Source organism: Pseudomonas sp. MWU13-3659, from assembly GCF_023757525.1.
Taxonomy (GTDB): domain Bacteria; phylum Pseudomonadota; class Gammaproteobacteria; order Pseudomonadales; family Pseudomonadaceae; genus Aquipseudomonas; species Aquipseudomonas entomophila_E.
In genome coordinates this window covers 137,826-164,527 of sequence record NZ_JAMSHW010000012.1, presented here as the reverse complement: position 1 = coordinate 164,527, position 26,702 = coordinate 137,826, and the positions used below count along the sequence as shown (strand labels likewise).

29 protein-coding genes are annotated in these 26,702 nt (G+C 64.1%); 15 read left to right on the top strand and 14 right to left on the bottom strand.

The window, feature by feature from the left end; genetic code table 11:
- Positions 1-116 precede the first annotated feature (116 nt).
- Positions 117-965 (bottom strand): LysR substrate-binding domain-containing protein, encoded by an 849-nt coding sequence (locus NGM28_RS16960; protein ID WP_252090838.1) that lies wholly within the window; start codon positions 963-965, stop codon positions 117-119.
- A gap of 134 nt (positions 966-1,099) precedes the next feature.
- Here NGM28_RS16960 and NGM28_RS16955 point away from each other — a divergent pair, with 134 nt between their 5' ends.
- From NGM28_RS16955 to NGM28_RS16940, 4 genes are read left to right on the top strand one after another with little or no spacing between them, the layout of a single operon-like run.
- On the top strand, positions 1,100-2,149 hold the full coding sequence (locus NGM28_RS16955) for an agmatine deiminase family protein (RefSeq protein WP_252090837.1): 1,050 nt from the start codon (positions 1,100-1,102) through the stop codon (positions 2,147-2,149).
- Positions 2,146-3,042, top strand: coding sequence for an N-carbamoylputrescine amidase (aguB, locus tag NGM28_RS16950; protein WP_240064546.1), 897 nt, complete (start codon positions 2,146-2,148; stop codon positions 3,040-3,042). The genes NGM28_RS16955 and aguB overlap by 4 nt, the downstream gene beginning before the upstream one ends.
- A gap of 3 nt (positions 3,043-3,045) precedes the next feature.
- Positions 3,046-4,140 carry an extracellular solute-binding protein gene (locus NGM28_RS16945; protein WP_252090836.1) on the top strand — a complete coding sequence of 365 codons (1,095 nt, stop codon included), beginning with the start codon at positions 3,046-3,048 and terminating at the stop codon, positions 4,138-4,140.
- A gap of 4 nt (positions 4,141-4,144) precedes the next feature.
- Positions 4,145-5,269 carry an agmatine deiminase family protein gene (locus NGM28_RS16940; RefSeq protein WP_252090835.1) on the top strand — a complete coding sequence of 375 codons (1,125 nt, stop codon included), beginning with the start codon at positions 4,145-4,147 and terminating at the stop codon, positions 5,267-5,269.
- A gap of 84 nt (positions 5,270-5,353) precedes the next feature.
- On the opposite strand, the gene NGM28_RS16935 is transcribed toward NGM28_RS16940, so the two are convergent.
- Complete coding sequence (locus NGM28_RS16935; RefSeq protein WP_252090834.1) at positions 5,354-5,887, bottom strand: cytochrome b/b6 domain-containing protein; 534 nt, start codon at positions 5,885-5,887, stop codon at positions 5,354-5,356.
- Positions 5,884-6,156 (bottom strand): PepSY domain-containing protein, encoded by a 273-nt coding sequence (locus NGM28_RS16930; protein WP_240064550.1) that lies wholly within the window; start codon positions 6,154-6,156, stop codon positions 5,884-5,886. The genes NGM28_RS16935 and NGM28_RS16930 overlap by 4 nt, the downstream gene beginning before the upstream one ends.
- Before the next feature lie 244 nt (positions 6,157-6,400).
- On the opposite strand from NGM28_RS16930, the gene NGM28_RS16925 reads away from it, so the two are divergent.
- Complete coding sequence (locus NGM28_RS16925) at positions 6,401-7,582, top strand: acetyl-CoA C-acetyltransferase (RefSeq protein ID WP_252090833.1); 1,182 nt, start codon at positions 6,401-6,403, stop codon at positions 7,580-7,582.
- A gap of 96 nt (positions 7,583-7,678) precedes the next feature.
- Here the strand turns inward: NGM28_RS16925 and NGM28_RS16920 are convergent, their stop codons facing one another.
- A complete protein-coding gene (locus tag NGM28_RS16920) occupies positions 7,679-8,386 on the bottom strand; it encodes an SDR family oxidoreductase (RefSeq protein ID WP_252090832.1) in 708 nt (235 codons plus the stop codon).
- A gap of 76 nt (positions 8,387-8,462) precedes the next feature.
- Between NGM28_RS16920 and NGM28_RS16915 the strand changes: the two genes are divergently transcribed.
- Positions 8,463-9,431, top strand: coding sequence for an arsenic resistance protein (locus NGM28_RS16915; protein WP_252090831.1), 969 nt, complete (start codon positions 8,463-8,465; stop codon positions 9,429-9,431).
- Positions 9,432-9,501: 70 nt separating this feature from the next.
- Here the strand turns inward: NGM28_RS16915 and NGM28_RS16910 are convergent, their stop codons facing one another.
- Entirely contained in the window at positions 9,502-10,038 is a 537-nt protein-coding gene (locus tag NGM28_RS16910) for a histidine phosphatase family protein (protein ID WP_252090830.1), read from the bottom strand.
- A gap of 162 nt (positions 10,039-10,200) precedes the next feature.
- Positions 10,201-12,489 (bottom strand): 5-methyltetrahydropteroyltriglutamate--homocysteine S-methyltransferase, encoded by a 2,289-nt coding sequence (gene metE, locus NGM28_RS16905; protein WP_252090829.1) that lies wholly within the window; start codon positions 12,487-12,489, stop codon positions 10,201-10,203.
- A 361-nt stretch (positions 12,490-12,850) separates the two neighbouring features.
- On the opposite strand from metE, the gene NGM28_RS16900 reads away from it, so the two are divergent.
- From NGM28_RS16900 to NGM28_RS16890, 3 genes are all read left to right on the top strand, one after another.
- Positions 12,851-14,338 (top strand): methylenetetrahydrofolate reductase C-terminal domain-containing protein, encoded by a 1,488-nt coding sequence (locus NGM28_RS16900; protein WP_252090828.1) that lies wholly within the window; start codon positions 12,851-12,853, stop codon positions 14,336-14,338.
- Positions 14,339-14,429: 91 nt separating this feature from the next.
- A complete protein-coding gene (locus NGM28_RS16895) occupies positions 14,430-14,669 on the top strand; it encodes a type II toxin-antitoxin system RelB/DinJ family antitoxin (RefSeq protein ID WP_203648016.1) in 240 nt (79 codons plus the stop codon).
- Positions 14,659-14,949: a type II toxin-antitoxin system RelE family toxin gene (locus NGM28_RS16890; protein ID WP_252090827.1), complete on the top strand. Its 291-nt coding sequence runs from the start codon at positions 14,659-14,661 to the stop codon at positions 14,947-14,949. Before NGM28_RS16895 ends, NGM28_RS16890 begins: the two co-directional genes overlap by 11 nt.
- A gap of 2 nt (positions 14,950-14,951) precedes the next feature.
- On the opposite strand, the gene NGM28_RS16885 is transcribed toward NGM28_RS16890, so the two are convergent.
- Positions 14,952-15,725, bottom strand: a complete 774-nt coding sequence (locus NGM28_RS16885) for a carbon-nitrogen hydrolase family protein (protein WP_252090826.1) — start codon at positions 15,723-15,725, stop codon at positions 14,952-14,954.
- A 198-nt stretch (positions 15,726-15,923) separates the two neighbouring features.
- Here NGM28_RS16885 and NGM28_RS16880 point away from each other — a divergent pair, with 198 nt between their 5' ends.
- The 5 genes from NGM28_RS16880 (at position 15,924) to NGM28_RS16860 (ending at position 20,315) form a co-directional block, all read left to right on the top strand.
- Positions 15,924-16,964, top strand: coding sequence for a DMT family transporter (locus NGM28_RS16880; protein ID WP_252090825.1), 1,041 nt, complete (start codon positions 15,924-15,926; stop codon positions 16,962-16,964).
- A 161-nt stretch (positions 16,965-17,125) separates the two neighbouring features.
- Positions 17,126-18,145, top strand: coding sequence for a hypothetical protein (locus NGM28_RS16875; RefSeq protein ID WP_240064560.1), 1,020 nt, complete (start codon positions 17,126-17,128; stop codon positions 18,143-18,145).
- Positions 18,124-18,903 (top strand): hypothetical protein, encoded by a 780-nt coding sequence (locus NGM28_RS16870; protein ID WP_252090824.1) that lies wholly within the window; start codon positions 18,124-18,126, stop codon positions 18,901-18,903. The genes NGM28_RS16875 and NGM28_RS16870 overlap by 22 nt, the downstream gene beginning before the upstream one ends.
- 13 nt (positions 18,904-18,916) lie before the next feature.
- The gene (locus tag NGM28_RS16865; RefSeq protein WP_252090823.1) at positions 18,917-19,204 is read left to right on the top strand and encodes a type II toxin-antitoxin system Phd/YefM family antitoxin; all 288 of its coding nucleotides are present in this window, start codon (positions 18,917-18,919) and stop codon (positions 19,202-19,204) included.
- Between the two features lie 514 nt (positions 19,205-19,718).
- On the top strand, positions 19,719-20,315 hold the full coding sequence (locus NGM28_RS16860; RefSeq protein WP_236179642.1) for a transglycosylase SLT domain-containing protein: 597 nt from the start codon (positions 19,719-19,721) through the stop codon (positions 20,313-20,315).
- Between the two features lie 268 nt (positions 20,316-20,583).
- Here NGM28_RS16860 and NGM28_RS16855 read toward each other — a convergent pair whose 3' ends face one another.
- The 4 genes from NGM28_RS16855 to NGM28_RS16840 form a co-directional block, all read right to left on the bottom strand.
- Entirely contained in the window at positions 20,584-21,597 is a 1,014-nt protein-coding gene (locus NGM28_RS16855) for an alpha/beta hydrolase (protein WP_252090822.1), read from the bottom strand.
- Positions 21,598-21,629: 32 nt separating this feature from the next.
- Positions 21,630-22,049: an organic hydroperoxide resistance protein gene (locus NGM28_RS16850; protein ID WP_186714190.1), complete on the bottom strand. Its 420-nt coding sequence runs from the start codon at positions 22,047-22,049 to the stop codon at positions 21,630-21,632.
- Between the two features lie 158 nt (positions 22,050-22,207).
- Positions 22,208-22,591: a helix-turn-helix domain-containing protein gene (locus NGM28_RS16845; protein WP_252090821.1), complete on the bottom strand. Its 384-nt coding sequence runs from the start codon at positions 22,589-22,591 to the stop codon at positions 22,208-22,210.
- Between the two features lie 163 nt (positions 22,592-22,754).
- On the bottom strand, positions 22,755-23,438 hold the full coding sequence (locus NGM28_RS16840) for a hydrolase (RefSeq protein WP_186714192.1): 684 nt from the start codon (positions 23,436-23,438) through the stop codon (positions 22,755-22,757).
- Positions 23,439-23,697: 259 nt separating this feature from the next.
- On the opposite strand from NGM28_RS16840, the gene NGM28_RS16835 reads away from it, so the two are divergent.
- Positions 23,698-24,159, top strand: coding sequence for a Rid family hydrolase (locus NGM28_RS16835; RefSeq protein WP_252090820.1), 462 nt, complete (start codon positions 23,698-23,700; stop codon positions 24,157-24,159).
- Positions 24,160-24,178: 19 nt separating this feature from the next.
- On the opposite strand, the gene NGM28_RS16830 is transcribed toward NGM28_RS16835, so the two are convergent.
- The 3 genes from NGM28_RS16830 to NGM28_RS16820 form a co-directional block, all read right to left on the bottom strand.
- Positions 24,179-25,147 (bottom strand): LysR family transcriptional regulator, encoded by a 969-nt coding sequence (locus tag NGM28_RS16830; RefSeq protein ID WP_252090819.1) that lies wholly within the window; start codon positions 25,145-25,147, stop codon positions 24,179-24,181.
- A gap of 160 nt (positions 25,148-25,307) precedes the next feature.
- A complete protein-coding gene (locus NGM28_RS16825) occupies positions 25,308-25,538 on the bottom strand; it encodes a hypothetical protein (protein ID WP_247284022.1) in 231 nt (76 codons plus the stop codon).
- A gap of 737 nt (positions 25,539-26,275) precedes the next feature.
- On the bottom strand, positions 26,276-26,506 hold the full coding sequence (locus tag NGM28_RS16820; RefSeq protein ID WP_247284021.1) for a hypothetical protein: 231 nt from the start codon (positions 26,504-26,506) through the stop codon (positions 26,276-26,278).
- Between the last annotated feature and the right edge of the window lie 196 nt (positions 26,507-26,702).

The window sequence follows — 26,702 nt, the reverse complement described above, 5'->3', positions numbered from 1 at the left end:
GGCCGGCTCCTACAGGTACGGCATCGATCTTGAGGCTGGCGCGGTCATTGTAGGAGCCGGCTTTGCCGGCGAACACGGGCTCAGCCCGTGCCATGCTCCCACAGGGAATCGCACCCTCAGCGCAGCAGGGCTTCACGCAACCACGCCAGGAACTGCCGCGCCAGCGGATCTTCCTGGCTTTCCCAATGCACCAGGCAACTCCACACCGGCCCGCGCACACGCTGTTCAGACAAGGGCCGCAAGCGCCCCTCATCGACCATCCGCCGCGCCAGCAGCTGGCTGACCAAAGCAATTCCCAGCCCCTCGCCCGCCGCCTCCAGCAGCAGCCCCGGGTCGGAGAAGTTCAGCCCTTTGCCCTGCTGCCCCACCTCCTCGCCGCCCTCCAGTTGCCAATGGCTCCAGTCCATCTCCCGCTCACCGTGCAAGGTGGTGCGCCCTGTCTCGGGCAACGCGGGGTGACCAGCCGGATACAGCTGGTCCTGATGCAGCACGGTGAAGCTGCATTCGGCCTGCGGGCCGATATCGTCGCGAATGGCCAGGTCGATGGTCTCGGTGGCCATGTCCGGCACCTCGAAGCTGGTGAACAGCCACAAATCGACGTCCGGGTGACGCTGGTGGAAATCCGCCAGGCGCGGCAACAGCCAATGGCGGGCAAAGGCCGGGGTGGTGTTGACCACCAGTTGGTTGGGCTTGCGGTATTGATCGAGGCGACGGATCCCCACCGCCAGTTGCTGCAACAGGGCTTGAGTGGTGCTGAGCAAGTCATGCCCGGCATCGGTCAGGCTGACGCTGCGCCCGCTACGGTGGAACAACGGCTGTTCCAGGTAGCTCTCCAGGCTGCGGATCTGCTGGCTGATCGCCGACTGGGTGAGGTTCAGGGCCTCGGCGGCCTTGTGGAAGCTGCCCAGGCGGGCGGCGGCTTCGAAGCCACGCAGGGCGTTTAGCGGGGGCCAGTGTTTGAGCATGCTGATAAGCCTGACTGATCAGTAATCCGCTAAATCTATCGTTTGTCGGCCCAGCTTCCTAGCCATAACATTGACACCAACACCCGCGACGGCGGGCTTCGTTGATAAAAATCCCTAATAGATCGGAGTTCACTATGACCCTGTCCCTCGACAGCGGCTGGCGCATGCCCGCCGAATGGGCCCGCCACGCCGCCACCTGGATGATCTGGCCACACAACCAAGCGCTGTGGGAATCGGGCTGGGGCGTGACCCTGGCCGACGTGCAGCGCGACTACGCCCGTGTCGCGGCCACCATCGCCCGCTTCGAGCCGGTGAAGATGGTGGTCGATCCCTCGGCCATCGCCATCGCTCGCGAACTGTGCGGCCCCGGTATCGAGCTGATCGAACTGGCCGTGGACGACAGCTGGTGCCGTGACAGCGGCCCGACCTTCCTGACCCACCCGCAACATGGCGTGGCCGGCCTGAGCTGGCGCTTCAACGCCTGGGGCGGCAAGTCCGAGCACGGCAAGGACCGCAGCCTGGCCCGGCGCATCCTCGACCAACTCGGTTTCGAAGGCCTGAGCACCCCGCTGTGCAACGAAGGCGGCGCCATCCATGTGGACGGCGAAGGCACGCTGATCACCACCGAATCGGTGCTGCTCAACCCCAACCGCAACCCGGGCCTGAGCAAGGCCGAGTTCGAGGACTGTTTCGCCCGCCTGCTGGGCATCCGCAAGACCATCTGGCTGCCGGGCGACCCGCAGTACGTCACCGGTGACATGACCGACGGCCATGTCGATGGCGTGTGCGCCTTCGCTCGCCCCGGCGTGCTGCTGGTGGACGCCACCCACGACCAGGGTTCGGTGTACGCCGAAGTGGCCCGTGAGAACCGCCGCGCCCTGGAACTGGCCACCGATGCCCAGGGCCGCGCGTTCGAGCTGCTCGACCTGTATGAAGCCAGCGCCGCCGTCGACCCGGACGCGGAAGTGTTCTGCGCCTCCTACACCAACTTCTACCTGGCCAACGGTGCGGTGATCATGCCGGCCTACGGCATCGACGCCGACCAGGCCGCCGCGCAGCAACTGGCCCTGGCTTTCCCCGGCCGCGAGGTCGTGCCGGTGCGCATCGACCACATCGCCCACGGTGGCGGCGGTATCCACTGCATCACCCAGCAGCAGCCGGCCTGGCAGGGAGCGCGCCCATGAGCACCCTGCGCATCGCCACCACGCAGATGGCCTGCAGCTGGGACCTGGCCGCCAACCTCGAGCGCGCCGAGCAACTGGTGCGCCGTGCCGCCGCCCAGGGCGCCCAGGTGATCCTGCTGCAGGAGCTGTTCGCCACCCCGTACTTCTGCATCGAGCAGTGCCACAGCCACCAGGCCCTGGCCCAGGACTATAACGACAGCCCGCTGCTCAAGCGCTTCGCCGCCCTGGCCAAGGAGCTGGGCGTGGTGCTGCCGCTGAGCTGGTACGAGCGCGCCGGCAACGCCTTCTTCAACTCGCTGACCGTGGCCGACGCCGACGGCCGCCTGCTGGGGGTGTACCGCAAGACCCACATCCCCAATGCCATCGGCTACCAGGAGAAGGAATACTTCAGCCCCGGCGACACCGGCTTCAAGGTCTGGGACACCGCCTTCGGCCGCCTGGGCATCGGCATCTGCTGGGACCAGTGGTTCCCCGAGACCGCCCGCTGCCTGGCCCTGATGGGCGCCGAGGTGCTGCTGTTCCCCACCGCCATCGGCTCCGAGCCGGGTGCCGCCGAACTGGATTCGCGCGACCATTGGCAGATGGCCATGCGCGGCCACGCCGCCGCCAACCTGCTGCCGGTGGTCGCGGCCAACCGCGTTGGTCATGAAGTGGCCCGCACTGACGGCAACCTGTCGATGCGCTTCTACGGCTCGTCGTTCATCTGCGACCACAAGGGCGCGATGCTGCAAGAGGCCGACCGCGACAGCAGCGGCGTCTGGCTGCACGACCTGGACCTGGAATGCATGCGCGAGGACCGCCTGACCTGGGGCATCTACCGCGACCGCCGCCCCAGCATGTACGCGCCGTTGCTCAGCCTGGACGGCCGCACCCCACAGACCGCGAGGGCCTGAACCATGCCAAGCCGACCATCGAAACTGCTGGCCATCGCCGCCCTGGTGGCCTGCGCCGGCGTTGCCCAGGCCGACCAGGAAGCCCTGCGCCTGTACAACTGGGCCGACTACTTTGCCGAGGACACCCTCAAGCGCTTCACCGCCGAAACCGGCATCCCGGTGATCTACGACGTCATGGACGGCAGCGAGGTGCTCGAGGCCAAGCTGATGTCCGGGCGCAGCGGCTACGACCTGGTGTTCCCTGGCGACACCGTGGCCGAACGGCTGATGCGCGCCGGCAGCCTGCAGGCCCTGGACCGCAAGCAGCTGACCGCGCTCGACGACATCGAGCCCGGCCTGCGCCAACTGCACGACCGCTACCCCAAGGCCAGCCAGGCCACCGTGCCCTACACCTGGGGCACCATCGGCCTGACCATGAACGCCGCGAAGATTCGCGAACGCATGCCCGACGCGCCGCTGGACAGCCTCGACCTGCTGTTCAAGCCGGAGCTGGCGGCCAAGTTCGCCGATTGCGGCATTTCGATCATCGACTCGCCCGACGAAGTGCTGGCCGTGGTGCTCCACTACCTGGGCCGCGAGCCGCGCAGCGCCAAGCGCGAGGACCTGGCCGCCGCCAGCGAGCTGCTCAAGGGCATCCGCCCCTATGTGCGCAAGCTGCAATCGCAGCCGGTCACCGAGCTGGTCAACGAGAATACCTGCCTGTCGCTGGGCTACAGCGGCGACGTGATCCAGGCCCAGCGCACCGCCGAAGCCGCGGGCAAAGCCATCGACTTCCAGTACCGCGTGCCCCGCGAAGGCACCACGGTGTGGATGGACACCATGGCCATCCCCGCCGACGCCAAGCACCCGGAGTACGCCTATCGTTTCATCAACTTCGTCATGCGCCCGGAGAACATGGCCGCCATCAGCAACTTCACCGGCTACCCCACCGCCAGCGCCAAGGCCCGCCCCCTGGTGGACGCGCGCCTGCGTGACAACCCGGACATCTACCTCAGCGATGCCACCTACACCCGGCTGATCCCGGGCAAGGACATCCCCCAGGCCGACATGCGTGCGCGCATGCGCGTCTGGACCCGCTTCAAGACCGCACAGGACTGACCCCATGCCTACTCGCCGCACCTTCCTCCAACAACTGAGCGTCGTCGCCGGCCTCGGCGCCGCCGTCAGCTTCGGCCTGCCCTTGGGCAGCAACAGCGCCCGCGCCGCCGAGCCGGGCCGCTGGTTCATGCCCGACGAAGGCGAGAAGCACGCGCGCGCCTACATCGCCTTCGGCGCCCAGGACGCGATCTGGGAAGACTTCACCGAAGACGTCCAGGCCGCGCTCGGGCGCATCGCCCGCGCCATCGCCGCCTACCAGCCGGTGACGGTGTTCTGCCGCGCCAGCGAGCGCGATATCGCCGAAGAAGAGTGCGGCAGCCACAACATCACCTACGTCGAAACCGAACTGGACGACATCTGGATGCGCGACATCGGCGCCAACTTCGTGGTCGACGACGATGGCGAGCTGGCGGCGGTGGACTTCAACTTCAACGGCTGGGGCGGCAAGCAGCAGCACCGCCAGGACGCCAAGCTCGCCGCCCGCGGCGCCAAGCTGGCCGGTGGTGGCTACCAGCGCAGCGAGCTGGTCGGCGAAGGCGGCGGCATCGAGGTGGATGGCCATGGCACCGGGATCATGACCGAGAGCAGCTGGATCAACAGCAACCGCAACCCCGGCTGGAGCAAGGCCCAGGTCGAGGAGGAGCTGAAGGCGCGGCTGGGGCTGCGCAAGATCATCTGGCTGCCGGGCATCAAGGGCAAGGACATCACCGACGCCCACGTGGACTTCTACGCGCGCTTCGCGGCGCCTGGCGTGGTGGTGGCGAACCTGGACAACGACCCGGACTCCTACGACCACGACGTGACCCGCGAGCACCTGGAGATCCTGCAGAACGCTACCGATGCCGATGGGCGCAAGCTGGAGATCCACACCCTGTCGCCGCCGCTGAAGCCGCGCAACAGCAAGTTCAGCAAGGGCAACCCGGACTTTGCCGCGGGGTACATCAACTACTTCGTGATCAACGGCGCGGTGATCGCGCCGCAGTTCGGCGATCGCAGTGCCGACGAGAAGGCCCGGGCGTTGCTGGAGCAGCTGTATCCGGGGCGGGACGTGGTGCAACTGGACATCGATGCGATCGCGGCGGGAGGGGGCGGGATTCACTGCGTGACCAACCAGTGCCCGGCGGTGTGACCCCTTCGCCGGCAAGCCGGCTCCTACGAGTCACACGCAACCCCGTAGGAGCCGGCTTGCCGGCGAACCTTGCAGCCCCACACATCACGGCTTTTCAGACGACCGCCGCCGCCCCGTCACCATCGACAACGGCAGGTTCTCGCGCAACCGCACACTCTCCACCAGCGCCGCCAGCAGGTGCACGCAGACCAGCGCCAGCACGCCATCGGCCAGCCAGCTGTGTAGCGTATCCAGCCACTCGGCGCCCCAGAACGCATCCACCTCCAGCATCATCCAGCCCGTCACGCCCAGGCCGGCAATACCCAGCATCATCAGCACCATCACCAGCGCGCCGATCGGGGTATGCCCCAGGCGGTGATAGCGCTCGCCACGCCACAGCGCCCGGCCATGAATCACCAGCCGCGCCGGCGTCGGCCAGAAATCCGCCCAGCGTGCGCTGCGCGGCCCGACGAAGCCCCACACCACGCGCAACAGCAGACACGCGCAGGCGTAGTAGCCCAGCCACTGGTGCCAGTCGTCACCCACCTCGTTGAAAAAGTAATCGGCGAAGAACACCCCAGCGAGCGACCAGTGGCACACCCGCAGCAACGGGTCCCACAGCCGCACGCTGGCGGTCATTTATGGACCTCGGTCTTGACCGCCTTGCCGCTCACCGGGTCGTGGTAGATCTCGACCTTGCGGCCGTCCTTGTCGAAGCCGTAGATCTCGTAGCAGTTGCCTTTGGTGACCTTGAACTTGCTGATCTTGTAGCCCTCGTCCTTGAGCTTGGCCTGGAACTGGTCGGCGTCCTGCCAGGTGGCCTTGTCGGCGGTGGTGCACTTCGGCTCGGCGGCAAAGGCAGCGGTACTGGCGAGCAGCAGGATTGGGAGGATCAGGGATTGGCGCATGATCGGGATTCCTTGCGGGTTGGGGACCCATTCGCCGGCAAGCCGGCTCCTACAGGGATAGCGCCAGGCGTTGATCATGTAGGAGCCGGCTTGCCGGCGAACAGCTGCCAGCAAGCTTAGTTGCCCCCCACCCAACTTACCCATTCATTTGAAATTCGGATCAATGGCAAAGAAAAACAAACTTCCCAAATAAGCGGCGCCCATGGATGCTGTGGCGATCACGCTCGTATCCCGGAGAACAACAATGAACGAAGTCGTCATCGTCGCCGCCACCCGCACTGCCATCGGCAGCTTCCAGGGGGCCCTGGCCAACGTGTCCGCCGTCGAGCTGGGCGCCGCCGTGATCCGCCAGCTGCTGGCCCAGACCCAGCTGGACCCGGCCCAGGTCGACGAAGTGATCCTCGGCCAGGTGCTCACCGCCGGCGCCGGCCAGAACCCCGCCCGCCAGGCCGCCGTGAAGGCCGGCCTGCCCTACGAAGTCCCGGCCCTGACCCTGAACAAGGTCTGCGGCTCGGGCCTCAAAGCCCTGCACCTGGCCGCCCAGGCCATCCGCTGCGGCGACGCCGAGGTGGTGATCGCCGGTGGCCAGGAGAGCATGAGCCTGGCGCCCTACGTGATGCCCTCGGCCCGTACCGGCCAGCGCATGGGCCACGGCCAGCTGGTCGACAGCATGATCACCGACGGCCTGTGGGATGCCTTCAACGACTACCACATGGGCATCACCGCCGAGAACCTGGTGGACACGTTCGGCCTCACCCGCGAGCAGCAGGATGCCTTCGCCGCCGAGTCGCAGCGCAAGGCCGTGGCCGCCATCGAGGCCGGGCGCTTCAAGGACGAGATCACCCCGATCCACATCCCGCAGAAGAAAGGCGAGCCGCTGGTGTTCGACACCGACGAGCAACCCCGCCCCGGCACCAGCGCCGAATCCCTCGGCAAGCTGCGCGCCGCCTTCAAGAAGGACGGCAGCGTCACCGCCGGCAACGCCTCCAGCCTCAACGACGGCGCCGCCGCCGTGCTGCTGATGAGCGCCGATAAAGCCAAGGCCCTGGGCCTGCCGGCGCTGGCCAAGGTCGCCGCCTACGCCAGCGCGGGTGTCGACCCGGCGATCATGGGCATCGGCCCGGTGTCGGCCACCCAGCGCTGCCTGGCCAAGGCCGGCTGGCAGTTGGGCGATCTGGACCTGATCGAAGCCAACGAAGCCTTCGCCGCCCAGGCACTGGCCGTGGGCAAGCAATTGGAGTGGGACGCCGCGAAGGTCAACGTCAACGGCGGCGCGATCGCCCTGGGCCACCCCATCGGCGCCTCGGGGTGCCGAGTGCTGGTGACCTTGCTGCACGAGATGATCAAGCGTGATGCGAAGAAGGGGCTGGCGACCCTGTGCATCGGCGGCGGCCAGGGCGTGGCGCTGGCGATCGAGCGCGGCTGATCCGGTTCGCCGGCAAGCCGGCTCCTACGCGATACCTGTAGGAGCCGGCCTTGCCGGCGAATGGGCCACCCGCAGCGCCACCACCGTCAGGGCATGTCAGAAGCGCTCATCCCGCAGCGCCGGCAAGGTGATGTCGCGCACGTAGCTGGCCGACGACAGGCTCAACATCATCCGGCACACCTGCACCACGTCGTGCAGCGGAATCAGCGCCCCCTCGCCCCGCTGTTCGGCCTGCGCCAGCGGCACGTCCAGCCCGTCGTCGGTATTCAGATAGCCAAGGTTCAGGCAACTCACGCCAAGGCCCTGGTCGCGGAAGCCTTCGCGCAGTGTCTCGGCGATGCCGCGCAGGCCGAACTTGCTGGCGCCGAAGGTGACTTCCGGCCGACCACTGCCTGGCAGGCCCGACGTGGAACCGGTGAGGATGATCCGTGGCCGCTCGCTCTTGAGCAGCACCGGCAGCAAACGCTTGATCAACAGCAGCGGCGCGGTGATGTTGGTGCCCACCATGCGCTCGATCTGCCCCTCATCATCGTCGAGGAAGCTGTAGCCCTCCTCGAAAGCCCGCTCTTCCCAAATCCCGACGTTGTACACCAGCACATCCAGCCCGCCTTCAGCCACTGCCTCTTGGATGACTGTCGCGGCCTGGCGCGGCTGGCTGAGGTCAGCCTCGATCCAGTGCACCGCGCCCGGCAACTGCGCCGGCCGGGTACGCGACACGCCGATCAGCGTATCGCCTGCGTCACCCAGGCCCTCGACCAGTGCCTTGCCCAATCCCTTGCTCGCACCTACCACTAGAATTCGCATCGAATTGCTCCCTATGGACTGCGCCAGATAGTACCCTGCCCCGCCTAGCAATTCAGTCGGAAAAACCGGGCCATCCGTGGACAGAGATCAACTCGAACGCAATCAGATCCCCCTTTACTTCGTCGCCGTGGCGCTCGCCGCCGCCATCGGCCTGCTCGCACCCAGCGTTGCCCAACCGCTGGAGGCGCTGGTGACACCGGCCATCGCCGTGCTGATGTACGCGATGTTCCTGCAGATCCCCTTCCTCGACCTGCGCGCGGGCCTGGGCAACCGGCGTTTCATGGGCGCGCTGCTGCTGGCGAATTTCGTGCTGGTGCCGCTGCTGGTGTGGGCCGGGACTCGCGGGCTGGTCGAGCACCCCGCCGTGCTGGTCGGCGCGTTGCTGGTGCTGCTGACGCCGTGCATCGACTACGTGGTGGTGTTCACCCACATCGGTCAAGGCGACTCGCGCCTGACCCTCGCCGCCACGCCGGTGCTGCTGCTGGTGCAACTGGCGTTGCTGCCGTTGTACCTGGCGCTGATGTTCGGGGGCGCGAGCAGCGTGGAAATCTCGGTGGCGCCCTTCGTCGAAGCCTTCGTGCTGCTGATCGTGCTGCCGCTGCTGCTGGCCGTCGCCACCAGTGCCGGCGCCCGGCGCTCGGCGCTGGTCGCGAAGTGGAACGACGCCTGGGCCTGGCTGCCGGTGCCGGCCATGGCGCTGGTGCTGATTGCGGTGATCGGCTCGCAGATTGGCGTGGTGGCCAGCCGGCTGGACGACCTGCTACCGGTGGTGCCGGTGTATGTCGGCTTCGCCCTGCTGGCGCCGGTGCTCGGTTTGCTGGCGGCGCGGCTGTTCAAGTTGTCCACAGGCGAGGCCCGGGCGGTAACCTTCAGCGCCGCCACGCGCAATTCGCTGGTGGTGCTGCCACTGGCGTTGGCGCTGCCCGAGTCGGTCCGCGCATTGGCGGCGGCGGCGGTGATTACCCAGACGCTGGTGGAGTTGGTGAGCGAGTTGATCTATGTCCGCGCCGTGCCGGCGTTGGTGCGTGCCCCCAAGCACCTGTAGGAGCCAGCCTTGCTGGCGAACCGACCCACGCTGAAATCGGCGTCTAACCCTTCGCCAGCAAGGCTGGCTCCTACAGGTCGGCGGTGGCCAACTGAAGCCGCCATTGGCCGTAATGGCTCAAGCGCACACGCGCCAGCGGCGGCACGTCGATGCGATGGAACGACGCGAAAGGCGCGGCCAGCGCATGCAGCATCGCGGCGCGGATGACGAAGGGGTGGGTGATGGCAACCCATTCACCTTCGCCCAAGGTGCCGTCCATCCAATGGGCGACACGCTGGCACAGGGCGGCAATCGATTCACCGCCATGGGGCGTGGCATGCGGGTCGGCCAGCCAAGCCTGGAGCTCGCGCTCGTCCAGTTGCTTGAGCGGCTTGCCTTTCCAGGTACCCAGGTCGCAGTCGCGCAGGCCTTGAACGATGGTCGCATTCAGGCTCTCGGCCGTCTGCCGAGCGCGTAGCTCCGGCGCAGTGAGGCAACGGGTGGTTGTGGACAGTTCGATGAGAGGGGACGGCGGATCGCGCAGTGGATCGTCGTCGAGGGCAAAGCGCCCCACCCGTTGCGCCTCGGTGCGGGCATGGCAGATGAGGGTGAGGTGGATGGGTTTCATGGCCGAGCGCTCTGGTCACAGTCGAAAGCACGATGGTGCCTGAACGATCCCGGGGCTGCCATGCAGCCCTTTCGCGGCACAAGGCCGCTCCTACAGGCGACCGCGATCCCCTGTAGGAGCGGCCTTGAGCCGCGAAAGGGGCGCAAAGCACCCCCGACGGTTTCAAGCCGTTGCACGCAACTCTCGGGCCGCCGCCACCATGTTCACCAACGCCGCCTCGGTCTCCGGCCAGGCGCGGGTCTTCAAGCCGCAATCCGGGTTGACCCACAACCGCTCGGCCGGAATACGCTGGGCCGCCTTGCGCAGCAGCTTGACCATTTCTTCCTTGGTCGGCACCCGCGGCGAGTGGATGTCGTACACGCCCGGGCCAATCTCGTTCGGGTAGGCGAACTGCTCGAACGCCTCCAACAGCTCCATGTCCGAACGCGAGGTCTCGATGGTGATCACATCGGCATCCATCGCCGCGATCGACTCGATCACGTCGTTGAATTCGCTGTAGCACATATGGGTGTGGATCTGCGTTTCGTCACGCACACCCGAGGCGCACAGGCGGAACGCCTCGGTGGCCCACTCCAGGTAATGCGGCCAGGCACTGCGGCGCAGCGGCAGGCCTTCGCGGAAGGCGGCCTCATCGATCTGCACGATCTTGATGCCCGCCGCTTCCAGGTCCACCACCTCGTCGCGGATCGCCAGCGCCAGCTGACGGGCCTGCACTTCGCGGGTCACGTCCTCGCGCGGGAAGGACCACATCAGCATGGTCACCGGCCCCGTCAGCATGCCCTTCATCACCTTGCGGGTCAGGCCCTGGGCGTACTTGATCCACGCCACGGTCATGGCCTTCGGGCGGCTCAGGTCACCGAAGATCACCGCAGGTTTGACGCAGCGCGAACCGTAGCTCTGCACCCAGCCGAAACGGGTGAACACATAGCCGTCCAGTTGCTCGGCAAAGTACTCGACCATGTCGTTGCGCTCGGCCTCGCCGTGCACCAGCACGTCCAGGCCCAGGTTTTCCTGGATCTCCACCGCATGGCGGATCTCGCTGTGCATCGCCTCGACGTAGTCCGCTTCGGTCAACTTGCCCTGCTTGAACGACTGGCGCGCCAGGCGAATCGCCGAGGTTTGCGGGAACGAACCGATGGTGGTGGTCGGAAACGCCGGCAGGTCCAGGCCGGCACGCTGCTTGGCGATGCGTTGCTCGAAAGCGGTGGCGCGCTGGCTGTCGGCTGGTTTGATGGCCGCGACACGGGCCTGCACCGCCGGTTTGTGAATGCGTGGCGAGGTGGCGCGGCTGTGTTGCACGGCGCGGCTCTGCGCCAGTGCGGCGAGCACATCGTCGGCCTCAGGCTGGTTGACCGCCTTGGCCAGCAGCGCCACTTCCTGGCATTTCTGCACGGCGAAGGCCAGCCAGCTCTTGAGCTCGTCATCGAGTTTATCTTCACGCTCCAGGTCCACCGGGCTGTGCAGCAGCGAGCACGACGGCGCCACCCACAGGCGATCGCCCAGGCGCTCGTGGGCATGGCGCAGCACCTCCAGCGCCTTCTCCAGGTCGCAACGCCAGACGTTGCGGCCGTTGACCACGCCCAACGACAGCACCTTGTAGGCCGGCAGGCGGTCGAGGATGGTCGGGTACTGGTCCGGGGCACGCACCAGGTCGATATGCAGGCCATCGACCGGCAGGTTGGCGGCCAGCCCGAGGTTGTCTTCCAGGCCGCCGAAGTAGGTGGCAATCAGCTTTTTCAGCGGTGCGCGCTGAAGGATGTTGTAGACGCGCTCGTAGGCGTTCTTCCAGTCCTGCGGCAGGTCGAGGGCGAGGATCGGCTCGTCGATCTGCACCCACTCCACGCCCTGGGCGGCCAAGCGGTTGAGGATCTGGTCATACAGCGGCAGCAGGCGGTCGAGCAGCTCCAGCTTGTCGAAGTCGGCGCCCTTGGTCTTGCCCAGCCACAGGTAGGTCAGCGGGCCGATCACCACCGGCTTGACCGCGTGGCCCAGGGCCTTGGCCTCTTCGACTTCTTCGAACAGCTGCTCCCAGCTCAGGGCGAACTGTTGGTCGGCGGTGAATTCGGGGACCAGGTAGTGGTAGTTGGTGTCGAACCACTTGGTCATTTCCTGGGCATGGGCGCCGCCGCAGCAGCTGTCACTGACGCCTCGGGCCATGGCAAACAGGGTCTGCAGGGTCGGCTTGGCACCGTCCTTGGCACGGAAGCGCTCGGGGATCACCCCGAAGGTCAGCGAGTGGGTGAGCACCTGGTCGTACCAGGCGAAGTCGCCCACCGGCAGCAGCTCGATGCCGGCGGCCTTTTGCGCCTGCCAGTGCGCGGCGCGCAGGCCACGGCCCACGGCACGCAGGCCGGCTTCGTCCAGCTCGCCCTTCCAGAAGGCTTCCTGGGCTTTCTTCAGCTCACGGTCGCGGCCGATGCGCGGAAACCCCAGGTTGTGTGCCAGTGCCATGTTGTCGTCCCTCGATCCTTAAAAGTGAATGGAGGGAATTCTGGGCGCAGGGGCAAGGTGAGACAAACTCATTAAATTTGAGATGAACTCAAGATCTGTTCATGATGCCTGCCGAAACAATGCTCCCTGTAGGAGCGGCCTTGTGCCGCGAAAGGGCTGCGTAGCAGCCCCAGGATTTCAATCCTGACGCAAAGATCGCCGGGGCCGCTTTGCGGCCCTTTCGCGGCACAAGGCCGCTCCTACAGGGATCTGGGTCACCGTGAATGTCTCAATCAACACATTCTCCCGCGCAATCAGACATGCCCAACCCACCGATCTGCCGCACACTGCCACCCTGCCCCAACCCGGTAGCCCATACCCCATGAGCCTGCTGAAAACGACCCTGGACGCCAACGCTTTCGCCTGCATCCTGGAATTCGTCCCCAAGCCCAGCGTCGAGCGTTTCGCCACCCTCGAAACCCTCATGGCCCGCACCCGGCTGTGCGGCTGGCCGCTGACCGTGGCCATCGGCGACCGCGTCGGCAGCGCCCTGGACATGTCGCCGCTGGAGGCCTTCGGCAGCCTCGCGAACCCCGTCCCGGCCCTGTTGCACTTCTCCGGCAAGGACCGCGAGCGCCGTGACCTGCTGGCCCAGTTGCAACGCATGGACGCCGCCGGCCTCGACCAGCTCCTGCTGCTCACCGGCGACCGCCTGCCCGGCCACAACCCGGGCGAACGGCCAGTGCGCTACCTGGAATCCGTCGCCGCCCTGCAGATCGTCCGCCAGGCCCGCCCCCACTGGCTGCTGGCCGCCGCGCTCAACCCGTTCAAGTACCAGGAAGCCGAAGGCGGCGCGCAGTACTGCAAAGCCGAAAAGAAGCTCACGACCGGGGCCGACCTGTTCATCCTGCAACTCGGTTTCGACTTCGCCAAACACCAGGAAGCCTTCGACTGGATGCAGCGCCAGCCCCGCCCCAAGCCACTGATGGCCTGCATCATGGCGCTGACCGAAGGCCGTGCCGGGATGCTCGATCATGTCGCCGGGGTGACTGTCACACCTTCGATGCGCGCGCTGCTCGCCGCTGAAACGGCAGTGTCCAAGGCCTACGCCAAGGCGCGCGCCAACCAACGCCTGGCTTTGCAGGTAATCGGCCTGAAGTTGATGGGTTATGCCGGCGTGCACCTGTCCGGCATCCACGAGGTGGCGCAGTTCGAAGCGCTGGAGCAGGCCATCGACGCGCTGCAGCCGCAGTTCACCTCGCTGGAAGACTGGACCCCAGCCTGGCAAGCGGCCTGGCAGGAACCTGGCCTGGCGCCGGTCATTTTCCACCCACCCGGGCACGCCTGGCGCCTCGGGCAACGGCAGATCACCGCATCGAACAAGGAAAAGGCCCGCTACCACCTCCTGTCCACGATGCACCATCAACTGTTCAGCCGTACCACAGCCTTGAGCAAGGCTTTCGGCTGGGCCGTGACCCGGCCGCTGTGGGCCAACCCCACGGCCGCGCACTGGCTGCATCAGCTGGAACGGCGCATCAAACGCCCGATGGTGGGCTGCGATACCTGCGGCAGTTGCCGGCTGGAGGACACGCTCTACACCTGCCCCGAGACCTGCCCCAAAGGCCTGGCGAACGGGCCCTGCGGCGGCACCCACCTGGACCGTTGCGAGTTTGGTGATCGGGAGTGCGTACACAGTGCCAAGTACCGGCTGGCGGTGAGCGTGGGCCGGACCGAGGTGTTGCGCGAGCGGTTGATTCCCTGTGTGCAGGTAGAGAACCGGCATCGCAGTTCATGGCCGGTGTGGTTCGAAGAGGCCGGCTCGAAATCCCCCTCCCGGCAGCCTGACATCGCTTCGGAGTTCAACGAGTAATACGCTTGTCGGTAACCTCTTTGGCCCCCTTGCCCATCAGATTGCTTTGGCTCATTGTACAGACCACTGTCATTACAAAGAGGTTGCAAGCATGGCGTCCATCAATGTGCGTATCGACGACGACCTCAAGGTGCGTGCCTACCGTGAGCTGGAAAAGCTGGGCGTGACCCCTTCCGAGCTGATGCGCCAAGCACTGCAATACGTTGCTGAGCGCGGACAGTTGCCATTCAAACCCGTGTTGCTGACCGAAGAGGACGAAGCACTGCTCGCCACGGTACGCGAACGCCTTGCCGCGCCGCAGAGGGTAAGGGTAACGCTGGATGACCTATAACCTCGATTTCGATGCGCGCGCACTCAAGGAATGGCAGAAGCTCGGCGACACCATTCGCCAACAGCTCAAGAAGAAGCTGGCAACCGTGTTGCTCAACCCGAGAGTCGAAGCTAACCGTCTGCATGGCTTCCCGGACTGCTACAAGATCAAGCTGCGCAGCAGTGGATATCGATTGATCTATCAGGTCATCGACCAGGAAGTCGTGGTGTTCGTGATCGCCGTGTATAAACCTGAGCGGGACCAGGTTTACCGCAAAGCGGCCGAGCGATTAGCCAAGTGATTTCAGGCTGACCCCGCGAGATCGAGAGACACGAACAACTCGCGCCCTTGCCATTTGCCCGACCGCCCAGTGACGACCAACAGCCGATTCCCGGTACCTGAAGCGGCCACGACACACCGCCCCTGCTCGTCCCAGAACGCGCTGCGCCCAGCCGCCACCCAGCCTCCCGTGGTGCCGCCATGATTGGCCATGAGTACCGCCATCACATGCCGCTGCGCATAACCCTGCAGCAATGCACTATCCGCCGGATACCCTCCCTCCCCGATCAGCACCCCCGTCGCATACACCTGCCCGCCACGCTGCGCCGCCAGGGCGGCATGCTCCGGATGGCTGAAATCGGCACACACCGACAAGGCCACGGACAACCCGGCGACGGACAACAACTCGCCGCCGCTCCCCGCACTGAAGAACACGTCCTCACCGGTATGCAGATGCTGCTTGGTATAGGCCGCAATCGAGCCATCCGGCTGGAGGATGCAGGCCGCAATCCGCGGCTTGTCCTGGCCCGGCACCTTGAGCGGCATGCCGATCACCGTGGTCATGCCCGCTGCCTGGGCAAACTGGCGCAGTGGCGCCAGCAGCGGCGTGTCCAGGCCCTGCGCCAGGCCGCTGGCCATGGCGGGGGCGTAGCCCGTGAGGGACAGTTCGGGGAAGAGCAACAGGTCCACACCCTGCTCATGGGCTTGGCGCATGAACGCCAGGTGCAAGGCCAGGTTGGCGGGGAGGTCGCCATCACCAATGGCGCATTGGGCGGCGGCGAAAACGGCTGGTGGCATGGGCGTCTCCTGACAAGGTAGGCAGACTCTGCTCGGCTACCGTCCGGAAGACAACCTTTGCATCAACGATGGGTCGGCGTGGGAGCGGGCTTGCCCCGCGATGGCTCTCCCACTAGCCCCACAGCTTGGCTCCAGCCCTTGTGCAGAAAGGCTATGATGCTCTCCTGCATGCAATCAGCCTGACAGGGCGGCCCCATCATGAATCCGAGTGTTCTCTACGCGTTGGTTGCAGCCGCGCTGTTTGGCGCAAGCACACCGCTCGCCAAACTGTTGGGTGTCGATACCCCGCCCATCCTGCTGGCCGGGCTGCTCTACCTGGGCAGTGGCATCGGCCTGACCCTCGTCCGTCTGGTGCGCGATCATGGCTGGCAGCGGCCCGGGCTGCCTGCCGGAGAATGGCCCTGGTTGCTGGGTGCCATCCTCTTCGGCGGCGTACTTGCACCTGTGGCGCTGATGTTCGGCCTCACTCGCACAGCGGGGGCCACTGCATCGTTGATGCTCAACCTCGAATCCGTCCTCACGGCAGTGCTGGCGTGGGTGGTGTTCAAGGAAAACGCCGACCGTCGGATCGTGATCGGCATGGTCGCCATCGTCCTGGGCGGTATCGTGCTGTCATGGCCGCAGGAGACCACGACCGCCCATGACTGGAACGGGCCGCTGGCGGTGGCATTCGCCTGCCTGTGCTGGGCGATCGACAACAACCTGACCCGTAAGGTCTCCGCCTCGGATGCGCTGTTCATCGCCGGCAGCAAAGGCCTGGCGGCGGGCGTGGTCAATGGCGGCCTGGCCTTGGCCATCGGCTCGCAACTGCCGGCCCTGGGCACGCTGGGGTCGATCCTGCTGGTTGGGTTTCTCGGCTACGGCGTCAGCCTGGTGCTGTTCGTCCTGGCCCTTCGCGGGTTGGGGAGCGCGCGAACCGGGGCTTACTTTTCCACAGCGCCGTTCCTGGGCGCGGCGGTCGCGATCCTGATGCTGGGTGAGACGGTGTCCGTGATGTTCCTGCTCGCTGCGGCGTTGATGGCCTTGGGTGTGTGGATTCACCTGATGGAGAACCATGTTCACGAGCATCAGCATGAGGCCCTTGATCACAGCCACCGGCATACGCACGATGAGCACCATCAGCATGAGCATGACTTCGAGTGGGATGGTGCCGAGCCGCACAGCCACCCGCATGTGCATGCGCCGATTCGACATAGCCATGCGCATTTTCCGGATGTTCATCATCGGCATAGGCACTGAGCCAGTCAGGGTAAGGGGACTGGTTTTCCTCATCCGTCAGCGGTAGAGAATTTCGTCCCCTTTTTCCGTTCGACGAATCACCACCTGTTAACCATTTTTTTGATTAGTTAATCACTCAGGTTTACAGTGCAAAAAATGACTTAACACGGCACACCCTCGACATGGCTAACCCACACAAGGAAACCCAGCGCTACCTTGAGTCCGTCCTCGGTGTACCCACTCACCTGAAACCGGTATCCCCCAGGCTCCCCTACCATCTTCTGGACGCCTACACCTGCTTCGAACTCACCCTCCAGTTCAAGCCGTCTCCGCTGGTGGTGTTGCTGCTCTTCCCCAGCAATCCAACCTACCCAGGCGCAGTTACCCTTACCAAACACATCGCTCAGATAAGCCAAGCTACTCACGCCACGCCCGTTTACGTCTGCTCTGCTTTGTCCGCTGCCGACCGCCGCAGCCTGATCAGTCACCAGCTCAATTTCATCCAGCCTGGTTATCAGTTGTTCATCCCCGAACTGGCCATGGACCTGCGCGAACGTGTTCGCCAGCGCCGCGAGCAGGCCGCCATCACCGCGCTGCTCCCCGCTACCCAGGCTATGTTGCTGGCCCGCCTCTATCGAGGAGAGATCAACGACACGCCATTCCCGGCCAGTGCACTCCTGGGTGATCTGAGCTACAGCCGAGTGACCCTCTCGAAGGTCGTGGAGCAACTGTTGCAGACCGGCCTGCTGATCGCCAGCCAACCCAAAGGCGCGGTGCAGGCCTATGCCTTCAGCGCCAGCGCACCCGAGCTGTTCAAACAGGCTCGGCCTTACCTACGCTCCCCGGTGAAACGCAAAGTCGCAATTTCCGCTGAACCAGCTCTCGGCCATGGTGTTTTCCTGGCCGGTGAAACAGCCCTGGCCAGCCAAACGCTTCTGGCCGCACCCGCGCAGCCCGTCTACGGCATGACCAAGCGGCGTCTTGATGCGCTGCTTGCCGATGGCTCGCTGCACCTCAGCCAATCGGTGGACGACACCCGGGCGTGGGTGGAAATCTGGGGCTACGACACCCTCGATACATCCGGCAACCGTGCCGATGCAGCTTCCCTGTTCCTGAGCCTGGACAATGGCCAGGACGAGCGCGTCCAGATGGCGCTCGATGAACTGAGGGAGCGGGTGGAATGGTTGGGGTCAGGGGACTAACGCGTTTCGGGCAACACTTCAGCCGCTATCGCGATCAGTACGTGCTGATTGGCGGGGTGGCTTCATCACTTGTGATGGATGAGGCCGGTGTCTCATTCAGGACCACCAAGGACCTCGATATCGTTCTGGTCATCGAAGCGCTGGACAGCCAGTTCGTCGCCGCGTTCTGGGCATTCGTCCACAGCGGTGGCTACCAGATCCGCCAAGCCAGCACCGCACGCCCAGTGTTCTATCGGTTCCAGAACCCCACGGACGAAACCTACCCCGCGCAGCTCGAACTGTTCTCGCGAACGCCCGATGAGCTCGACCACCCCGAGCACGCCACACTGACTCCAATCCCCACCGACGAATCCGTCTCAAGCCTCTCGGCAATCCTGCTCGATGAAGGTTATTACGCCTTTCTGCTCGAAGGTCGCCGGCAGAGCGACACGCTTTCGTACATTGGCGCAGACCGCCTGATTCCTTTCAAGGCCAAGGCTTGGCTGGACCTCTCGGCGCGCAAGTCTGCGGGGGAGCAGGTCGACTCCCGAAACATTCGTAAGCACCGCAATGACATTGTGATGCTGACAGGGCTATTGACGGGTGAGGTGGTGAGTTTGCCAACAGGGATTGCCAACGACATGGCCCGGTTTCTGAGGTGCTTGACTGAGGAAGAGTTGAACTTGAAAGCCATGGGCTTGGGGGGCACTCGGGAATCGATCATTGAACGCCTGGCAATAACGTTCGGTATTCATCCACAAATGCTGACGCCACGATGAAGGTAGCGAAACCATGAACAAACAGCTGAGGGTACTACCGGCCAGTGTGATGAAGAGAGCCTTCAAGGCACGGTTGGGCGAAGTGATCGATAACGAAGGCCGCCGCATGCTCATTCTGAGAAACACCGAACCTGCGGCAGTGCTTATGAATGCTCGGGCGTTCCAGGCCATGACCGCGGAAATCGAAGATCTGCGCGCCGATCAGCTTGCCGCCGAACGCCTACCCGGCCAGGGTGAAGTTGAAACCATAAGCCTTGAGACGATGGAAGCCCGGTTCATCTGCCCACCCCAGGCTTACTGATGTCATCGTGGGAGCGGGCTTGCCCCGCGAAGGGTCCGCAGCAGTACTCGCTGACCAAACGCCGCACCGACCAACCGACTGCTGGTCCTGATTGTCGCCATGGACGCTCTCCAGATTGCAAAACGCCCAAGGGCTCGGCACGTCCTGGATAAGGTGGACGGCTTACTGCCTTGGGCGGGATGCGCGAAAAATAGGCCGAGAGGAGGAACGCGTCAACGCGCGCTCGCCTCATCAATTGTATCCACATGCGTCTCTTCAAGGTCGGCCAGGATGTCGCCACTACTGGCCCAGTAACCCCAGTTTTGCACGCCTGATAGGGCTGCAGACCTTCATCCTCAGCAGCTCCGCCACTTTGGTCTCACCGGCAGCCCCCTCCCCTAGCGCGGTAGATCAGTTGCTGGAGCAGCCACATGGTTTTCAGCACACGACTGGCCGCTGATTCATATGCATCACCAAAGAATGTATAAAGCGCCAGCAACCTGCGCCCCCGACGTCTGCCAAAGGAAACCCCGTCATGCTTCGGCCCTTGATGCCAGCCCTGCTCCTGCTGCTTGCCGGCTGCGCCACCAAGCCCCCGGCCAACCCCGACAACCTCTGCGAGATCTTCCGCGAGAAGCCGAAATGGCATGAGGCGGCGCTGAAGATGCAGGCGCGCTGGGGTGCGCCGGTGCAGGTGCCGATGGCGATGATGTACCAGGAGTCCTCGTTCAAGCACGACGCCCTGCCGCCGCGCTACTACTTCCTCGGTTTCATCCCCTGGGGCCGGGTCAGCAGCGCCTACGGCTATGCCCAGGCCAAGGACGAGACCTGGGCCGACTACAAGCGCGATGCCGGCGGCTGGGGCGCCGCCCGCGACGACTTCGCCGACGCGATCGACTTCATGGGCTGGTACATGCAGAAGAGCCAGCAGGTCAACGGCGTGTCCAAGTGGGACGCCTATGGCCAGTACCTGAACTACCACGAAGGCTGGGGTGGCTACCGCAACCGCAGCTACGACGCCAAGCCGTGGCTGAAGAACGTGTCGCAGAAGGTCCAGGCCCGCGCCTCGGTGTTCGGGGCGCAGTACCGGAGTTGCGAGCAGGAACTCGCGCGGGGTGGGTGGTTCTGGTAGGGCCGTCTGGCGATACGTTGCCGACCCAAAAGCCCGCTGCCAGTCAGTTAAGCCCATTGGGGTCGCTCCGCGACCCTTCGCGGGTAAACCCGCTCCTACAACAGCGTTTGCGCGATCCTGTAGGAGCGGGTTTACCCGCGATGGGCTGCAAAGCAGCCCCAATAAATGCGATGAAGCGCTAACTGACTGGCATTACGCTGCCTGGCGGTTTTTTCGTTTCCCACGGTGATTGCCCGTTCACGGCCTACACCTGCGGTGTTGGGTGAGGTCACTTCAAATGCACTTTCAGCGCCTCGCCAGCCTGCAGCATTGCCGCGCGTACCGCCGGCACCTGGCTGACCACGTTCAGCAAGCCATAGTCATGGATCATGCCGTTGTAGCGCACCGCCGTGACCGGCACCCCCGCTTGGTCCAGCTTGCGAGCATAGGCTTCCCCTTCATCACGCAGCACATCGGCACTCGCGGTCTGCACCAGCGCTGGCGGCAGGCCTTGCAACTGCTCGGTGGTCGCGCGCAGCGGCGAGGCGTAGATCTCGGCACGTTGCTTGGGGTCGGTGGTGTAGTTGTCCCAGAACCACTTCATCATGTTGCGGGTGAGAAAGTGCCCCTCGGCGTACTGGTTGTACGACGCCGTCTCGAAGTTGGCGTCGGTCACCGGCCACAGCAGCACCTGGTACTTGATGGCCGGGGTGCCTTTGTCCTTGGCCATCAGGCTGACCACCGCCGCCATGTTGCCGCCGACGCTGTTGCCCACGACCGCCAGGCGCTTGCCGTCGACATTGATTGCCTGGCCGTGCTCGGCCACCCATCGGGTTGCCCCGTAGGCCTGGTTGATCGCCGTCGGGTAGTGCGCTTCAGGGGACGGGGTGTAGTTGACGAACACCGCCACCGCCCCGGACCCGACAACCAGGTCGCGCACCAGGCGCTCATGGGTCGGGAAGTCGCCGAGCACCCAGCCGCCGCCGTGGAAGTACATGAACACTGGCAAGGTCCCCTTCACACCCGCCGGGCGCACGATGGTCAAGCGAATGGCCTGGCCATCGACGGTGATGGTCTTCTCGCTGACATCCGACTTGGGCAGCGTCAGTTTCACCCCGGCCTGGGCGCCGCTCAGCACCGCACGGGCATCCTTCGGCGAAAGCTGCTCGATGGGTTTGCCACCGCCCGCGTTCAAGGCATCGAGGAATGCCTGGGTGTTGTGCTCGACGCCAGCGTCGGCGAATGCGTTACCGATCGACAAGGCAAGGAGCGAGCCCGCGAGTGCTTTGGTCAAAACGTTCATTTCAAATCCCCTGTTTCTGCTGAGGCGGTAGGTCAGACGGTGACGTGCAGACGGACATCGACGTTGCCACGGGTGGCGTTGGAGTACGGGCACACCTGGTGGGCCGCCTCCACCAACGCTTGTGCATCGGCGTGTTCCAGGCCTGGCAGGTTGATGTGCAGGTCGATATCCAGGCCAAAGCCGCCTGGGATCTGGCCAATGCCGACCTGCGCAGTGATCGAGGCGTCGGCTGGAATGCTGCGTTTGCGCTGGCCGGCGACGAACTTCAGCGCACCGATGAAGCAGGCCGAGTAACCCGCAGCGAACAGTTGCTCAGGGTTGGTGGCATCACCACCGGCTCCGCCCAATTCCTTCGGCGTGGCCAGTTTCACGTCGAGATGCTTGTCGCTGGAGATGGCTCGGCCATCACGACCACCGGTTGCGGTGGCGACTGCGGTGTAGAGAACGTTCATGGCTTTCCTCACATTTAATGTATTCGGGGCATGCTGTTGGCGACTTCACTGTTTGTACGCCAACAACTCGCAATCAGTTATTGCGCAATAATTTAGTGCGCAATGCTTTTAGAAATAATCTGCCGCTGTAACAAATTGGTTTTCAAGGGGGTTACACCTCAGGCAATGGCTTGTTGCTGCCAGGCCTTTGGTGTCATGCCTTCAGCCTTCACGAAGGTGCGGCAGAAGTGAGATTGATCGCAGAAGCCGCATGCCAGTGCGATCTCTGTGAGCAACATCGTGGAAGTCTTCAATAGCTCCCTGCTCTTCAACACCCGCTGTTCACGCAACCATTGTTGCGGCGACATCCGGGTACTTTGCTTGAACATGCGTGAGAAGTGACTGCGCGACAATGCGCACGCTTCGGCGATTTCAGTCACTGATAGGCAGGTATCCAGCCTCTCCAGCATCAGCTGTTTGGCCGTTCTCAACTGCCAGGATTTGAGCTGCCCTGTCGAAGCCAGTGTCAGCGTCGCCAGCACGGTAGAGTTGTCCTTGTTCATACACACCCATCAATCCAGGTAGCAGGATGCGAGCGCCTGACGCGAACAGCACTGGGCGCTGGAAACCCCAGAGGTTCCAGGCCAGGCTCGTTGATTCGGATCAGCCCACTGCGCACCCTTCGCACGTCAGAGAACAGCCCCCAGGACAGGGGCTGGCAATGGCTCAGACAGCAGCGACAGGCGCCAGGGTGGGGCCATGCTGAACGCGCTCAGGCGCCTTGTGCACCATGGTGTAGGCGTAGTCGACGCCCATGCCATAGGCACCGGAATGTTCCTTGACCAGCGCCATCACGGCGTCGTAGGTGTCGCGGTTCTTCCAGTCCCGCTGCCATTCCAGCAGCACCTGCTGCCAGGTCACCGGCACCACGCCGGCCTGGATCATGCGCTGCATGGCGTAATCGTGGGCTTCCTTGGTGGTGCCGCCGGAGGCGTCGGCGACCATGTAGATTTCATAGCCGGCATCGTTCATTGCCGACAGGGCGAAGGTGGCGTTGCAGACCTCGGTCCACAAGCCGGAGACGATGATCTTGTTGCGGCCATTGCGCTTGAGGGCGTCGCGCACCTTCTGGTCATCCCAGGAGTTCATCGAGGTGCGCTCCAGCAGCGGGGCGTCGGGGAACACCGCGAGCAGCTCGGGGTAGGTGTGGCCCGAGAAGCTTTGTGTCTCGACCGTGGTGAAGGTGGTGGGGATATTGAAAATCTTCGCGGCCTTGGCCAGGCCAACGGTGTTGTTCTTCAGCGTTTGCCGGTCGATGCTCTGAACGCCGAAGGCCATCTGCGGCTGCTGGTCGATGAAGATCAGTTGGCTGTTGAACGGGGTCAGGACTTCAGTCTTAGGATTGCTCATTGTTGTTTCCTTTCAATTTGATGAAGTTCGATCGCACCCGTTTCGGGGCCCGCACGTTGCAGGCATCACCGTAGCCACGAGTGCTCGCCTCAGCGTCGTTGCTTGAGGACGAGCAAAAGATAACGAAACAAAGCGCCTCTCGGTGGCGCACTTTTGCGCCTCTATCGGCTCATTTTTGCGCCACTGAATACGCGATCGCGCTGCTAGCATTCGCCGTTCCATTCGGATCAAGCCGGTCCGTCATGTGCAGGAGAATGCAATGGCAGCTTCACAACCGATCAACAAACAGACCGCCTACTGGGGCGTTTCCTGGGAGGAGGCGTATGGCTATCCGCAGGCACGGCGGGTAGGCAACGAGATCTACGTCTCAGGCCAGTTCAATCATGACGAGGCCGGTAATCTGCTGGCCCCGGCGCCGCTGAACGCCGACGGCAAGCCCAGTGATTTCTCGTCGATGGGCGAGCAGATGCAGGTCGCCTACGACAACATTGCGAATCTGCTCGCCTTGTATGGCGCGACGCTGCAAGACGTTGTCGAGGAAACGCTTTATGTGCTGGACATGGACGCCGCGTTCGCGGTGGTCGGCAAAGTGCGCAAGGCGGCCTATGGCACTGAGCGGCCTCAGTGCGCGAGCAACATCATTGGGGTGTCGAGGCTTGCCCAGCGCCCGCAATTGATCGAGATCGCCTGCAAGGCCGTGATTGGCGCCCGGGAAATCTAAGCTGCACTCCCGGTTGCGATCAGCTGACCGGGAGTACCAACTGCCCCTCGACCAAGGGCTTTTGACTGGCCACGGCAGCGGCGCAGAAGGTCATGAATGCTTTGACGCGCCACGACTTGCGAATGTCCTGGTGCGTCAGCAGCCACAACTCGTCCTGAAGCTCTGGCACCACTGGGCCTGCGCGTACCAACCCCGGGGTGATGTCGCCCAGCATGCAGGGCAGGAATCCATACCCCAGGCCCGCCGCGATGGCGACGCTTGCGGCTGCAACAGAATCGGTGCGGTAGGCAATGCGCTCAGCGGCGACCCTGCTTTCGACATAGCTTGTCGCCCTCAAACCGCAGAGCGCCGCCGAGTAGGACACCCATGCCTGCCCCTCTGCGAAAAGGGCCTCGCCAGTCACCTGCTTGGCGCTGCAGTACGGTGCCCAGGCAATGTTCGCCAGTTTACGGCCCACCAGGCTTTCCGCAGGTTTTCTTGTCGCCCGAATGGCGATATCCGATTCATCCCGGGCGAGGCTGAGGGTTTCATTGCCCACCAGCACCTCGAGGCTGATCCCCTCGTTCAGGGCCTTGAAGTCCGCGATGATGGGGGTGAAGAAGTACAGCAGCAGCGAGTCGCTGGTGGTAATGCGAAGCTTCCCCAGCGGGCCTTGGCCAGAACGTGAAACACGCCGCGTGACGCTGACGATATCCAGCTCCACGCGCTCGGCGAGTGCTCGCAATTCGGCACCCTCGGCGGTGAGCAGGTAGCCTGATTTGCGGTGGTCGAACAGCGCGATGCCGAGCGTTCGCTCGACCTGGGCAACCCGGCGCGAAACGGTGGAGACATTGATGCCAAGCTTCTTGGCCGTCGCCGCACGATTGCCGCAATCACTGAGCGTCTTGATGATGCGCAAGTCGTCCCACGAGAGCTGATTGACAGCCTCGGCGACGTCCCACTTCGGCCCATCAGCGGCAGTTGGCGCTTTTCCAGTTGGCGATTTCACACAGTTCGTTCCGGATGCGAAGGCGCTGATGATACGAGAAGGGGGTGGGTGAAGCAGCCATATTGTTCTGGGGATGGTTGAAAACCGGGCGGTGCAAGTGGCGCCCGATCAGGGTACGTCACGCAGTAGGGCCGCGACGCGGCCCCGATGATGCGCGGCATCAGTCTCTGGAAACACCTTCGTCTTTCATCGCCTCCAGCTTGCCGAACTGCTCGCTGGCCAACCGGCTGATGATCCGGATCGCCTGGTGAATCCCCGCTGTGTTGCGGAAGCTCAGTTGTGGGTTGTGCTCGCACTCCAGCACCTCGTCATGCTGGACCAGCGCCTCGCCGAGCAGTTCGAGGGTCCAGACGTAGCTCTGGAGGGTAGACAGGCGTTCATGGTCAGGCATGGGGCACCTCCCGGTTGGCGCGGGTGGCGAGGGAGTGGCTGTCGATTGGGTAGAAGGTTGGGGATGGGGTGGCCGCGGGGGTTGGGCGGCGGAGAGCGGATGCGAGGATCCTGTACAGACGTGTGATGGTCATGCATGAGACTCCAAGTTAGGTTGGAACCACCACGCACTGTCGCCAAACAATGGGTGGCAGCTGTACGCAGGTTGGCGAACCGGGAACTTGGAACCCGGCAGACCCGAAGGTCTCCCGCGCACAGCCGCCATGGCACGAGGCTGCGGACGCAAAAAAAGCGCCTGCAATCGTGTGGGGCGCTGCTGCGCCAAGTTTATCCGGGTCGCCAAACCCGGTCGCGGAATTTGCCGCGACTCGGAGGAATTTATCGCCGTGAGGCGGCAGGCGCAACCTCATGGGATGAGGTTGGGAAATTTCACGCAGGGCGTCTTCGGCTGCCGGCTGCGGAACGTCAACAATAGCGATGTGACTGACGTTCGCACATGGCGCCATGAGGTGGAGTTGGAAGCTGGCGGGCATGCTGACAATGTTCGCCAGTCAGAAACGATCTCCAACCAGCCAAACCATTATCTTTAAATTTTCTGCCTGATGGCCCATAAACACTGGGCTAGCAGCGAGAGTCGGCTAGGCATTTTCTCGAAAGCAGCGGCGGCTTAAATGGAAAACGCCCGATCAGGATGCCGGATGCGATAGGGCCGCAGAGCGGCCCCAGTGACGCGAAGTATCAGTTCCCAGGATCACCCTCCTCCTTTATCGCCTCCAGCTTGCCGAACTGCTCACTGGCCAACCGGCTAATGATCCGGATTGCCTGGTGAATCCCCGCCGTGTTGCGGAAGCTCAGTTGCGGGTTGTGCTCGCACTCCAGCACTTCGTCATGCTGCACCAGCGCCTCGCCGAGCAGTTCGAGGGTCCAGACGTAGCTCTGGAGGGTGGACAGGCGTTCATGGTCAGGCATGGGGCACCTCCCGGTTGGCGCGGGTGGCGAGGGAGTGGCTGTTGATCGGGTAGAAGGTTGGGGATGGGGTGGCCGCGGGGGTTGGGCGGCGGAGAGCGGATGCGAGGATCCTCAATATCTTGGTGGTCATGCATGAGTTCCTTTCGTTGTGGAACTGCCACCGCTCGCGGCCAAGCAAGTTTAGGTGGCAGCAGTA